Origin of the sequence: Caballeronia arationis, assembly GCF_001544975.2 — a bacterium.
In the GTDB taxonomy this organism is placed as follows: Bacteria; Pseudomonadota; Gammaproteobacteria; order Burkholderiales; family Burkholderiaceae; genus Caballeronia; species Caballeronia arationis.
In genome coordinates, this window is record NZ_FCOG02000042.1 from 12869 (window position 1) to 25264 (window position 12396).

11 protein-coding genes are annotated in these 12396 nt (G+C 66.2%); 9 read left to right on the forward strand and 2 right to left on the reverse strand.

The features are described 5' to 3' along the window. Positions 1–32 precede the first annotated feature (32 nt). The 8 genes from AWB81_RS23085 (at position 33) to AWB81_RS23120 (ending at position 6454) form a co-directional block, all read left to right on the forward strand. Positions 33–1064: an acyl-CoA dehydrogenase family protein gene (locus tag AWB81_RS23085; RefSeq protein WP_374730507.1), complete on the forward strand. Its 1032-nt coding sequence runs from the start codon at positions 33–35 to the stop codon at positions 1062–1064. After that, entirely contained in the window at positions 1052–1828 is a 777-nt protein-coding gene (locus AWB81_RS23090) for a PIG-L deacetylase family protein (RefSeq protein ID WP_062638876.1), read from the forward strand. The genes AWB81_RS23085 and AWB81_RS23090 overlap by 13 nt, the downstream gene beginning before the upstream one ends. After that, a complete protein-coding gene (locus AWB81_RS23095) occupies positions 1825–2430 on the forward strand; it encodes a class I SAM-dependent DNA methyltransferase (RefSeq protein ID WP_062638877.1) in 606 nt (201 codons plus the stop codon). The genes AWB81_RS23090 and AWB81_RS23095 overlap by 4 nt, the downstream gene beginning before the upstream one ends. A gap of 199 nt (positions 2431–2629) precedes the next feature. Then, positions 2630–3637, forward strand: a complete 1008-nt coding sequence (locus tag AWB81_RS23100; RefSeq protein WP_062638878.1) for a LacI family DNA-binding transcriptional regulator — start codon at positions 2630–2632, stop codon at positions 3635–3637. Next, on the forward strand, positions 3634–4923 hold the full coding sequence (locus AWB81_RS23105; protein WP_235025877.1) for an AGE family epimerase/isomerase: 1290 nt from the start codon (positions 3634–3636) through the stop codon (positions 4921–4923). Before AWB81_RS23100 ends, AWB81_RS23105 begins: the two co-directional genes overlap by 4 nt. Before the next feature lie 5 nt (positions 4924–4928). Then, positions 4929–5840: a carbohydrate kinase family protein gene (locus AWB81_RS23110; RefSeq protein ID WP_062638913.1), complete on the forward strand. Its 912-nt coding sequence runs from the start codon at positions 4929–4931 to the stop codon at positions 5838–5840. Positions 5841–5921: 81 nt separating this feature from the next. Continuing rightward, positions 5922–6143, forward strand: coding sequence for a hypothetical protein (locus AWB81_RS23115; RefSeq protein WP_062638879.1), 222 nt, complete (start codon positions 5922–5924; stop codon positions 6141–6143). 65 nt (positions 6144–6208) lie between these two features. Beyond that, the gene (locus AWB81_RS23120; protein ID WP_062638880.1) at positions 6209–6454 is read left to right on the forward strand and encodes a hypothetical protein; all 246 of its coding nucleotides are present in this window, start codon (positions 6209–6211) and stop codon (positions 6452–6454) included. Between the two features lie 36 nt (positions 6455–6490). On the opposite strand, the gene AWB81_RS23125 is transcribed toward AWB81_RS23120, so the two are convergent. Beyond that, entirely contained in the window at positions 6491–7135 is a 645-nt protein-coding gene (locus AWB81_RS23125; RefSeq protein WP_062638881.1) for a glutathione S-transferase family protein, read from the reverse strand. A 241-nt stretch (positions 7136–7376) separates the two neighbouring features. On the opposite strand from AWB81_RS23125, the gene AWB81_RS23130 reads away from it, so the two are divergent. Continuing rightward, a complete protein-coding gene (locus AWB81_RS23130) occupies positions 7377–10985 on the forward strand; it encodes an indolepyruvate ferredoxin oxidoreductase family protein (RefSeq protein WP_087135137.1) in 3609 nt (1202 codons plus the stop codon). Positions 10986–10996: 11 nt separating this feature from the next. Here AWB81_RS23130 and AWB81_RS23135 read toward each other — a convergent pair whose 3' ends face one another. After that, positions 10997–12316: an EAL domain-containing protein gene (locus tag AWB81_RS23135; protein ID WP_062638882.1), complete on the reverse strand. Its 1320-nt coding sequence runs from the start codon at positions 12314–12316 to the stop codon at positions 10997–10999. Between the last annotated feature and the right edge of the window lie 80 nt (positions 12317–12396).

Genomic DNA, 12396 nt, shown 5'->3' on the forward strand with positions numbered 1-12396 from the left:
ACCCGCCTCCGAGGGGCGCCAAGCCGATGGTCATGAGCCGTTCAACGCCTGGCGGCTGCGCCGAATTGAAATCCTTCCTGCATGAACTGAACTTTCGACGCGGCTCGGCGGCAGAAACGGCCGACGTGCTTCGCGCGCTCGTCGGCGCGGGCTTCGATCGCCTTCCGCTGCCAGGAAGTGGCGCAACGCTCGAACGATGGCGAATGCTCGCCGCGGTCGCAGGGTTCGATCTTGCGCTCGTCAAGCTGTTCGAAGGCCACACGGACGCGCTCGCAATTCTGGCCGAACTGGGCGGCGTCGAACCCGACGAAGGCGCCGCGTGGGGCGTCTGGGCTGCGGAACCGCCCACGGCCCGGCTCGCTGCACGAACCGGTTCGGGCGACCGCATCGAATTGAACGGGACGAAGGCATGGTGTTCGGGCGCCGCTCAAATCACACACGCGCTGGTCACGGCCTGGAATGAACGCGACGAATCGATCCTCGCGGCGGTGGACCTTCGTCAGCCGGGCGTGCGTGTGACGAACGAGGGCTGGGTAGCGGTCGGCATGCATGCGAGCGCCAGCGTCGACGTGCGATTCGAGGACGCCAGCGCCGTGCAGATCGGCGCGCCGCTTGCGTATCTGAAGCGGCCGGGATTCTGGCAGGGCGGCGGCGGCATTGCGGCATGCTGGTTCGGCGCGGCAGCGGCTATCGGCGAATTCGTGCGGCGTGACGCCTCGCGGCGCGCCGACCCGCACAAGCTGGCGCACCTCGGAGCGATCGATATCGCGCTCACGAGCGCAGCGAGCGTGCTGAGGGAAACGGCCGCCCGCTTCGATCGCGAGCCGCATGCCGACGCGATGCCCGCCGCACTGCGTGCGCGGCTCGCGGTAGAACGCACGGCGGCGAGCGTGATCGACCATGCGGGGCGGGCGCTAGGCGCCGGGCCTTTCTGCCGCAACGAGTATTTCGCCCGCCTGATGGCAGACCTTCCCGTGTTCGTCCGGCAAAGTCATGCCGAACGCGATGAAGCCGCGCTCGCGGAATGCGTCGTCAACGAGGAGCGCGGACCATGGGAACTCTGACCGCGAACGAGAGCGTCCGGCGGACGATCGCCGGGTCGGGCACGCCCGAAAACGTCTGGCAAAGCTGGGCGCGGCTGGCAACGCTACCGGCAGTCGAACCGGCGATGCTGGTGCCGGCCGGCGCACGCGCTGTGATCGTGGCGCCGCATCCCGACGATGAAGTGCTCGGCACCGGCGGCCTGCTCGCGAATCTGTCCGCGCTGGGCCGCAAGGTGCTGATCGTCGCAGTTACCGACGGCACCGCGAGCCATCCGCAATCGCCCGCGTGGCCGCCCGCGCGCCTCGCCGATGTCCGTCCGCAGGAGACGCGCGAAGCCTTGCAGCGACTGCACATGCGATACGTCCAGACCTTGCGCCTCGGCTTGCCCGATGGCGGCGGCGAGCGCTTCGAAATGCAGCTCTCCGCCGCGCTCGCCGAGCACCTGCGTCCCGGCGACGTCGTCTTCGGCACCTGGCGCCACGACGGTCATCCGGATCACGAGGCGGTCGGACGGGCGGTATCGTCGGAGGCCGCACGGCTGGATTTGCCGTTCGTCGAGATCCCGATCTGGACGTGGCACTGGGCATCGCCCGACGATTCGCGCGTACCGTGGAGCCGCGCGCGCCGCATCGTGCTCGATACGGGCACGCACTCGCGCAAGCTGCACGCCGTCGAGGCGTTTCGAAGCCAACTGGAACCCGACACCACGACCGGACGCGCGCCGATCCTGCCGGAGCACGTTCTGGCGCGGCTCACCCGGCCCTACGAGGTCGTCCTGATATGAGCGGAGAGCCCGAGGCACAGCGCTATTTCGACGGTCTTTACGAGCGCAGCGACGATCCGTGGCTGCTGCGCGAGCGCTGGTACGAAAGGCGCAAACGCGCGCTGACGCTCGCGATGCTGCCCGACCCGCGCTACGCGCGCGCCTACGAACCCGGCTGCGCGACCGGCGAATTCACGGCAGAACTCGCATCGCGCTGCGACACACTTCTCGCCGCCGATCTGAGCGCCGATGCGGTTGCTCTCGCGCGGCGCCGTGTCGCGCATCTGGGCAACGTGAAGATCGAGCAGCGCGCGATCCCCGACGACTGGCCGAACGGCCACTTCGACCTGATCGTCATCAGCGAACTGGCGTATTACCTCGACGAGCCGCAGTTGGCGCGTCTCGCCGCGTGCCTCGCCGGATCGCTCGCGCCAGGCGGGACAATCGTCGCGTGCCACTGGCGCCAGCCAATAGAAGGCTGGCCGCACTCGGGCGATTTCGTTCACGAGGAATTGCGCGCGACGCTGCCCTTTGCTCGCCTGTCGCATTATCAGGACGAGGATATGCTGCTCGACGTCTGGTCGTCGAATCCGGGTTCCGTGCATTGTCGCGAGGCGAAATAATGCCCTTGTTCAAGTATTTTTACTAAACACAGTAAAGGCTACAAAATCCATACACAACAAGCCTCTACTGGTTTTCTCTAGTCCCTGATCAGGTTGTTTCGCCGAATTTTTACTATACAATCGCCGCAATCGCAGAACGCACTGCGCGACGATAAACACGGCGCAAAACGGCCATACAGCGGGGACAGAAAACACCACGATGGGCACAACCATTCGCGATGTCGCGCGGGCGGCAAGCGTCTCGATCGGCACGGTTTCGAGAGCGTTGAAAAATCAGCCGGGCCTGTCCGAGGCGACGCGCACGCGTGTCATCGAAGTGGCGCAGCAACTCGGCTACGATTCCGCGCAACTGCGCACGCGTATTCGCCGCGTCACCTTCCTTCTGCATCGGCAGCACAACAACTTCGCCGTCAGCCCGTTTTTCTCGCATGTACTCAACGGTTTCGAGGAAGCGTGCCGCGAGCGGCGGCTCGTGCCCTCCGTTCTGACCGCCGGCCCCACTCAGGATCTCGCGCAGCAAATGCGGCTGCACGCGCCCGACGCGATCGCGGTCGCCGGCTTCGTCGAGCCGGAACTGCTCGTGCACCTGCATTCGCTCAACCGGCCGACGGTGCTCATCGACCTGCGCGCGCCCGGCTTTCGTTCAGTGAACATCGACAACATCAAGGGCGCGTCGCTCGCGATGCAGCATCTGTTCGCGCTCGGGCGGCGGCGTGTCGCGTTCATCGGCGGGTCGCTCGCGCATCACAGCATCTCGCAGCGCGCGCTCGGCTACCGGCTCGCGTATTTTCAGGCCGGACTCCTGTTCGATCCGATGCTCGAAATCAACACCCAGCCCGGTCTCGCCGCCGATCTGGCCGCCGCCGACGCGATGGAGCGCCTGATTGTGCAGGCGCGCGTGCAATCGAATCCTCTCCCCGACGCCGTTTTCGCCTATAACGATGCAGCGGCCCTCGCCGCGATGCGCGTCTGTCTCGCACACGGCGTGCGGGTGCCGCAGGACATCGCGTTCGTCGGTTTCGACGACATTCCGGCCGCCGCGCAGAGCACGCCGCCGCTGTCGACGGTGACCGTCGACAAGGAAGCGCTCGGACGGCGCGGCGTGGAACTGCTGCTGGAAGACAGCCCCAACACACTCGACCCGGCCGACACGCTGGTGCCGGTACATTTCATCCCTCGCGCGAGCTCCGGCTCGACCTCGACATGAACTCGACCGCCTCAACCGTCGCCACACCACCGGATTCGACCCATTCGACCACGCCCGCCGCAGAGGCCCGGCAGAATCGCGAGATCGATTTCCGCAGCCGCGACTTCCTGCTCTCGCACGTGCGCGACACGCTCGCTTTCTACGCGCCCACCGCGCGCGATCCGTCGGGCGGCTTCTTCCACTTCTTCAAGGACGACGGCCGCATCTACGACCGCACGACGCGCCATCTTGTCAGCAGCACGCGCTTCGTCTTCAACTACGCGATGGCCTACCGCCATTTCGGCGAAAAGGCCCATCAGGACGACGCGCGCCACGCCTTCAGATTCCTGCGCGACGCCCACTGGGATGCACAACACGAAGGCTACGACTGGGAAATCGAATGGCGCGACGGGGCGAAACGCACGCTCGACGGCACGCGCCATTGCTACGGTCTCGCGTTCGTGCTGCTCGCGTGCGCGCATGCGTCGATGGCCGGCATCGACGAAGCCACGCCGATGATCGCCGAGACGTTCCATCTGCTCGAGCGCCGCTTCTGGGACGCCGAAGCCGGCCTCTACGCCGACGAAGCCACGCCCGACTGGCAGCTTGCCTCGTATCGCGGGCAGAACGCGAACATGCACGCGACCGAGGCGCTGCTCGCCGCCTTTGAGGCGACCGGCCACGTGATCTATCTCGATCGCGCCGAAAAGATCGCGGGCAATATCACGCTGCGGCAGGCGAAGCTGTCAAACGGGCTGGTGTGGGAGCATTTCCGCCCGGACTGGTCGGTCGACTGGCATTACAACGAATCCGACAGCTCGAACATCTTCCGGCCTTGGGGCTTCCAGCCCGGCCATCAGACGGAATGGGCGAAGCTTCTCTTGATTCTCGAACGCCATCGCACATTGCCGTGGCTCGCGCCGCGCGCCGTCGAACTCTTCGACGCCGCCTTCAACCGCGCCTGGGACAACCGCCACGGCGGCCTCTACTACGGCTTCGGCCCCGACGACACCGTCTGCGACCACGACAAATACTTCTGGGTGCAGGCGGAAAGCTTCGCCGCCGCCGCGCTGCTCGGCGCGCGCACGGGCCGCGAGCGCTTCTGGGACTGCTACGACGAACTCTGGCGGTATAGCTGGGCGCATTTCGTCGACCATGAATACGGCGCGTGGTATCGCATCCTGACGTGCGACAACCGCAAGTACGGCGACGAAAAAAGCCCCGCCGGCAAAACCGATTACCACACGATGGGCGCGTGCTACGAGGTGCTGAACGCCCTCCCCGCGCCGGAGACAACCGCAAGGTGAACAACATGGCCGCAGAACAGCAGACCTTCCCGAAGTTCGTCTCCGCCGGCGACATCCTCACCGACATGATCCGCACCGACGTCGCGTCATGGCTCTCGCGTCCGGGTGGCGCGGGCTGGAACGTCGCGCGCGCGGTCGCGCGGCTCGGCCTGCCGACCGCCTGCGCGGGCTCGCTCGGCGTCGACAATTTCTCCGACGACCTCTGGAACGCGAGCGTCGCGGCCGGCCTCGACATGCGTTTCATGCAGCGCGTCGAGCGGCCGCCGCTGCTCGCGATCGTCCACAAGACGCAGCCGCCGACCTACTACTTCATGGGCGAAAACGGCGCCGATCTTGCCTTCGATCCGTCGAAGCTGCCGCAGGGCTGGATGGATCAGGTGCAGTGGGCGCATTTCGGCTGCATCAGCCTCGTACGCCAGCCGCTCGGCGCCACGCTTGCCGCGCTCGCAGCGCAACTGCGCAGCCACGGCGTGAAGATCAGCTTCGATCCGAACTATCGCAACCTGATGGAAACCGGCTACGAGCCGATCCTGCGCAACATGGCGTCGCTCGCGGACCTGATCAAGGTTTCCGACGAAGACCTGCACATGCTGTTCCGCGGCATCCCCGAAGCCGATGCGCTCGCGCAGGTCCGCGCGATGAATCCGCAGGCGAGCGTGCTCGTCACGCGCGGATCGAGCGAGGCGGCGCTCTACGTGGGCGACGAGGTCTATCGGGCGAAGCCGCCGCAGGTGCAGGTCGCCGATACGGTCGGCGCGGGCGATGCGTCGATCGGCGGGCTGCTCTATAGCCTGATGTCGCGTGAAGGCGGCTGGCCCGAGCATCTGCGCTTTGCGCTTGCGGCGGGCGCGGCGGCGTGCCGCTTCTCTGGCGCGCATTCGCCGTCGCTGGAAGAGGTCGAGGATCTGCTGCGATAGTTTTGGTCTCGGGCGCTGAGGTCACGCACGTTGCATATCCGCGTGCTAGCATGAATTTTCGTCAACGCTTGAGGCCCCATCATGGACGACACGACCTACACGAAGGGCCTCTACACCGCGACGATCGGCGTGCGCGCCGTCGACGGCGGCCAGTTCCAGGGTCTCGTTTCGCTCGCGCGTGACGACGGCGAGGAGACCGACGCGACGAACTACGAAGTCGAGGCGACCTCGGAAAACGAGGACGAGGCGCTCGAAGAAGCCCGGGCGCTCGCGCATCGCATTCTCGGCGAAATCGAACTCTAGGCAAGTCCGGCCGCGAAGGCGTCGCGCGCGGTGCGCGAGCGCCGCTGGCCCGAACGGAGGACATCATGGCGGAACAGCTCTTCCTCTACGGCGTCTATGCGATCCACGTGCGCCCGCTCGAACTGCAGGGCGCGCGCTGGGACGCCGAGTACGAAATCCGTCATCACGACAAGGCCGTGAAGACATGGACGACCGTCGGCGGCGATGGCGGCCTGTCGAACGCCGCCGAGGCGATCGATCTGGCGCACAAGCAGGCCATCGCCGACATCGAAGCCGGCGCCGGAATTCCGAAGCCTCGCGCGTTTCCCTGAGTAAGACGGCCACGTCGCCACGCGCGGCCGGCCCGCTCAAACTTTCACACTGACCGTCCCCGCATGCGGCTTCAGCGCGAGCCGCTCGGCCTCGCGGTGATCGATCGCCGCCGCGCGCTCGTGCCCTTCGCGCGCGACCGCCCGATCGACATAGTCGGACAGCACGCCGCCCGGCTCGATCAGCTTTGCCATATACGCAATCTGCAGCGTGCTCGCGACCAGAATATCGGCGGCGGTGAAGCGCTCGCCGACGAGCCACGGGCCGTCCTTCAACGCCCCTTCGACCGCGTGCTCGACCCGCCCCAGATCGCCCCAGCCGAAGCTCACGGTATTACCCGGTGCGCCGGTCATGCGCTCGGCCATCGCCGGCTCCAGACACGCGCCCGTAAAGAACAGCCACTGCAGGAAGCGACCGCGCAGCGGTTCGCCGTGCGGCACGCCCAGCTTCGAATCCGGGAATTTGTCGGCCAGATAGAGCAGCACCGCGCCCGACTCGGCAACCGTCACACCGTCGTCGTCGAGTGCGGGCAGCTTCGACATCGGATTGATGCGGCAGAACGCCGGCTCGTTCTGATCGCCCGCGCGGATGTTCACGAACGCGAGTTCGTACGGCGCGCGCAATTCCTCCAGCATCCACAGCGCGCGAAAGGCGCGGGTCTTCGGCCAGTAGTAGAGCTTCATCGGCGGGTCGTCCCTGGGTGAATCGGCAGCGTTCAGATTACCGCAACGCGCCCGGCCAAAGGTTCGGGTTTACGCGAGGACGCCGCGCGCGGAGGGCGATCTCACTCCGCTATCCCGAAAACAAGCGGATTCTTGTTCGACTCGGCGAAGCGAGCAGCAAGTCCGCAAAAAAATTCCGGTTTTGTCGGCGAAAAATGGAGTCCTTGCGAAACCCACGCCACATAACAACGCCGGAGACTTCATGAACGCGCGCGTTCCCCTCGATGCAATCCAGAACACGCAGGACAACGCTCAGCAAGGCGACCTGACGGCCGCCCTGTCCGACTACAAGCTCACCGACAACCTCTCGGCCACGCGCGGCCGCATTTTCCTGACCGGCACGCAGGCGCTCGTGCGACTCGTGCTGATGCAGCGCGAACTCGACCGCGCCGCGAACCTGAACACGGCGGGATTCGTCAGCGGCTATCGCGGATCGCCGCTCGGGATGGTCGACCAGCAGTTGTGGAAGGCGAAGAAACTGCTCGCGTCGCATGACGTGCGATTCCTGCCCGCGATCAACGAGGAACTCGGCGGCACCGCCGTGCTCGGCACGCAGCGGGTGGAATCGGACGAAGAACGCACCGTCGATGGCGTTTTCGCGATGTGGTACGGCAAGGGCCCCGGCGTCGACCGCGCGGGCGACGCGCTCAAGCACGGCAATGCATACGGCTCGTCGCCGCACGGCGGCGTGCTGGTCGTCGCGGGCGACGATCACGGCTGCGTGTCGTCGTCGATGCCGCATCAGAGCGACCAGGCGATGATCGCGTGGAGCATGCCGGTCGTGAACCCGTCGAATATCGCCGACATGCTCGAATTCGGCCTGTACGGCTGGGCGCTGTCGCGCTTCTCGGGCGCGTGGGTCGGCTTCAAGGCGATCTCGGAAACGGTGGAATCCGGCTCGACCGTCGATCTCGACGCTATTCAGACGACATGGAAAGCGCCGGAAGATTTCGTCGCGCCCGCGGGAGGCCTGCACAATCGCTGGCCCGACCTGCCGAGCCTCACGATTGAGGCGCGCCTCGCCGCCAAGCTCGACGCCGTGCGCCACTTCTCGCGCGTGAACAGCATCGACAAGTGGATCGCGCCGAGCGCGCACGCGAACGTGGGAATCGTGACCTGCGGCAAGGCGCATCTGGACCTGATGGAAGCGCTGCGCCGGCTGGAACTGACCGTCGAGGATCTCGACGCGGCGGGCGTGCGCATCTACAAGGTCGGCCTGTCGTTCCCGCTGGAAATGACGCGGCTCGATACGTTCGTCGAAGGGCTGTCGGAAGTGCTCGTGATCGAGGAAAAGGGTCCGGTCATCGAGCAGCAGATCAAGGACCATCTCTACAACCGTACGAGCGGCGCGCGCCCGGTCGTCATCGGCAAGCAGGCGCAGGACGGCGCGATGCTACTGTCGTCGCTCGGCGAACTGCGTCCGTCGCGCGTGCTGCCGGTTTTCGCCGGCTGGCTCGCGCGCCACAAGCCGGCGCTCGATCGCCGCGAAAAAGTGGTCGATCTCGTCGCGCCGCAGATTCTCTCGAACATAGCCGATTCGGTGAAGCGCACGCCCTATTTCTGCTCGGGCTGCCCGCACAACACGTCGACCAAGGTGCCGGAAGGCTCGGTCGCGCAGGCGGGCATCGGCTGCCACTTCATGGCGTCGTGGATGGAGCGCGATACGACCGGCCTGATCCAGATGGGCGGTGAAGGTGTCGACTGGGCGTCGCACTCGATGTTCACGAAGACGCCGCACGTCTTCCAGAATCTCGGCGACGGCACGTATTTCCACTCAGGCATTCTTGCGATTCGTCAAGCGGTCGCGGCGAAGGCGAACATCACCTACAAGATCCTCTACAACGACGCCGTCGCGATGACGGGCGGCCAGCCGGTCGACGGCAGCATCTCCGTGCCGCAGATCGCGCGTCAGGTCGAAGCCGAAGGCATCGCGCTGCTCGTCGTGGCCAGCGACGAACCCGAAAAATACGAAGGCCACGAAGACCAGTTTCCGCGCGGCACGACGTTCCATCACCGCAGCGAACTCGACGCCGTGCAGCGCCGCCTGCGCGACACGCCCGGCGTCACCGTCCTGATCTACGACCAGACTTGCGCGGCGGAAAAGCGTCGTCGGCGGAAGAAAGGCGAGTTTCCCGACCCGGACAAGCGCCTTTTCATCAACGAAGCCGTCTGCGAAGGCTGCGGCGATTGCGGCGTGCAGTCGAATTGCCTGTCCGTCGAACCGGTCGAGACCGAACTCGGACGCAAGCGCCGCATCGACCAGTCGTCGTGCAACAAGGACTATTCGTGCGTCAACGGCTTCTGCCCGAGCTTCGTCACGCTCGAAGGCGCCAAGCTGAAAAAAGCGGCCGGCAACGCGTTCGATCCCGAAGAACTCGCGCGGCGCGTCGATGGACTGCAAATGCCGGCGCTGCGTCTCGACAACGCGCCTTACGACATTCTGATTACCGGTGTCGGCGGAACGGGCGTCGTGACGGTCGGCGCGCTCATCAGCATGGCAGCGCACCTGGAAGGCAAGAGCGCGTCCGTGCTCGACTTCATGGGCTTCGCGCAAAAGGGCGGCTCGGTCTTGTCGTTCGTGCGCTTCGCCGCCACCGACGCGCTCCTGAACCAGGTGCGCATCGACACCCAGCAGGCCGACGTGCTGCTCGCCTGCGACATGGTGGTCGGCGCGGGCGCGGACGCGCTGCAGACGGTGCGCCACGGCCGCACGCGGATCGTCGTGAACACGCATGCGATTCCGAACGCGAGCTTCGTGACGAACCCCGACGCCAACCTTCATGCCGACGCGCTCCTCGACAAGATGGCACACGCGGCCGGCGCGGAGCGGATGCAGACCTGCGACGCTCAGGCACTCGCGACGCGCTTTCTCGGCGACACGATCGGCGCGAACATCCTGATGCTCGGCTACACGTGGCAGCTCGGGCTGGTGCCCGTGTCGCTCGCGGCGATGATGCGGGCGATCGAACTGAACAATGTCGCCGTGCCGATGAACAAGCTCGCATTTGCGATCGGCCGCCTCGCCGCCGCCGACCTTCCGGCGCTCGAAGCGCTGCGCAAGACGGCGCAGGCGCCGCGCGTCGACATGAACGCGATGCCGCTGCCCGCGCTGATCTCGGATCGCGAGCGGCGTCTCGCGGAATACGGCGGCGCGAAGTACGTCGAGCGGTATCGCAAGCTGGTGAATGCCGCGGCGGCGTCCCAGAACGACGCGATCACCCGCGCGGTCGCGACGACGTTCTACAAGCTGCTCGCGGTGAAGGACGAATACGAAGTCGCGCGCCTGCACGCCGACCCGGCTTTTCGCGCGGCGCTCGAAGCGCAGTTCGAAGGCACGGCGGGCCAGGATTTCGCGGTGAAGTTCAATCTCGCGCCGCCGGTGTTGTCGAAGCCGAAGAATGGCGGCGCGCCGCGCAAGATGACGTTCGGCCAATGGCTGTGGCCGGTGCTCGGCACAATGGCGAAGTTCAGGGCACTGCGCGGCGGTGTGCTCGATCCGTTCGGCAAGACGCTCGAACGCCGCATGGAACGCCAGCTCGCCGACGACTACGAAACGACGATGTCACGCGCACTCGGAGCGCTCACCTCCGACAACACGAAGAACGTGGAAGCGCTCGCCGCACTCTTTGAGCGCGTGCGCGGCTACGGTCATGTGAAGCTCGCGAACCTCGCGATGGTGAAACGCCGCGAGCGCGATCTGGCAGCTACGCTCGGCATCGAAACGGCGACGGGCGCGGCCGTGCGCGCGTCGCTCGACGAGATGAAGGGCGCGGCGAGTCTGAAGGGGATTCCGGTCGTGGTCGCGAAGTAGGCATTCGTTGCCTACTCTTCGTCGTCCTCCGCGAGCCAGTCGATATCGCCGCACAGGACGCAGCGCTTCCCGCCGGCGCGCGTCTCCACCGAGAGCGTCACGCACGGCAGCGCCTCGTTGATCGACAGATACGGCGTCGTCACGTGCACGCGCTCGGGGTCGCCGAGCGCCGCGCGAAAATACGGCCGGCGCAACCAGTTCGCGCCCTGCGCATCGACGAGGGGCATGAAGCGCGCCTCGTGCGCCGCGCGGTCCGCGCGCAGCACCACGTTGCGCCCCGCCTGCCGGCCGTTCTGGTCCAGCAGGAAGCAGCGCGCGGCGTTATCGAGCGCGAGGAAATTCCAGCACACCTCGTCCAGCGGCTCGCCGGCGGCGAGCCGCTCGGCCGCGCGCTCGAACGCGCGCACATACGGTTGCAGCCGCGTTGCGACGCGCCGCTCGCGTGCCTCCGTCTGCAGGCGATAACGCTCCGTCAGCTCGCTGATGATTGTCTGCGCCTGAACGCTGTCGGCGAGACCGGGGCTCGGTCGCGCGAAGAAAAAGCCCTGCACGAAATCCGCGCCGCTCGCGAGCGCGAGTTGCGCCTCGTGTTCCGTCTCCACGCCTTCGATCAGCACCAGCTTGCCCGCCTCGTGCAGCAGCGAGACGATCCCCGAAAGCACCGCCTCCATGTTGCGCCGCTGCTTGGCCCAGCGCGCCGTCGCGGCCGCGTGGACGTTGTGCCCCGCATGCGAAAGCATCACGCGGTCGAGCTTCACGAGATCGGGATCGAGTTGCCAGATGCGTTCGATGTTCGAATGGCCGGCGCCGAAGTCGTCGAGCGCGATCAGGAAACCGTGCTCGCGGAATTGCTGCACGGCCTCAGCGAGGCGTTCGATATCTTCCGCGCGCTGTTCGAGCACTTCCAGCACGACACGGCGCGGCTCGATCTTCAGGCGCTTCAGGTTCGCGAGCAGCGCGGCCGCGTGATACGGCTCCGTCAACGCGCCCGGATGCACGTTCAGAAAGAGCCACTCGTTCTGCGCGCCGAGCATCTTGAAATTTTCGAGATGCAGCGCCTGCGAGAGCCTGTCGATCTGCAACGCCTCGCCGACGCGCGCCGCCTGGCCGAACACGTCGAGCGGCGACACCGGCCGATCGAGCGTGTCGTGCGCGCGCAGGAGCCCTTCGTAACCGACCGCGCGCATGTGCGACAGGCTGAAAACCGGCTGAAACACGCTGGACAGCGTCAGCTCCCCATGCTCGACCGAGTAGCGGTCGAATCCCGACGACACGCTAAGTTCGAAATTGCGCTGGGAAATCGTCGTTTTTTCGGGGTTCGCGATCACCATCTCTGCATCCTCGCCTGCATCCGGGCCTGAAGCACCATCCAAAGTCCCTTCCGGGCCTTCGCGACGAGTGTCATGCCGGG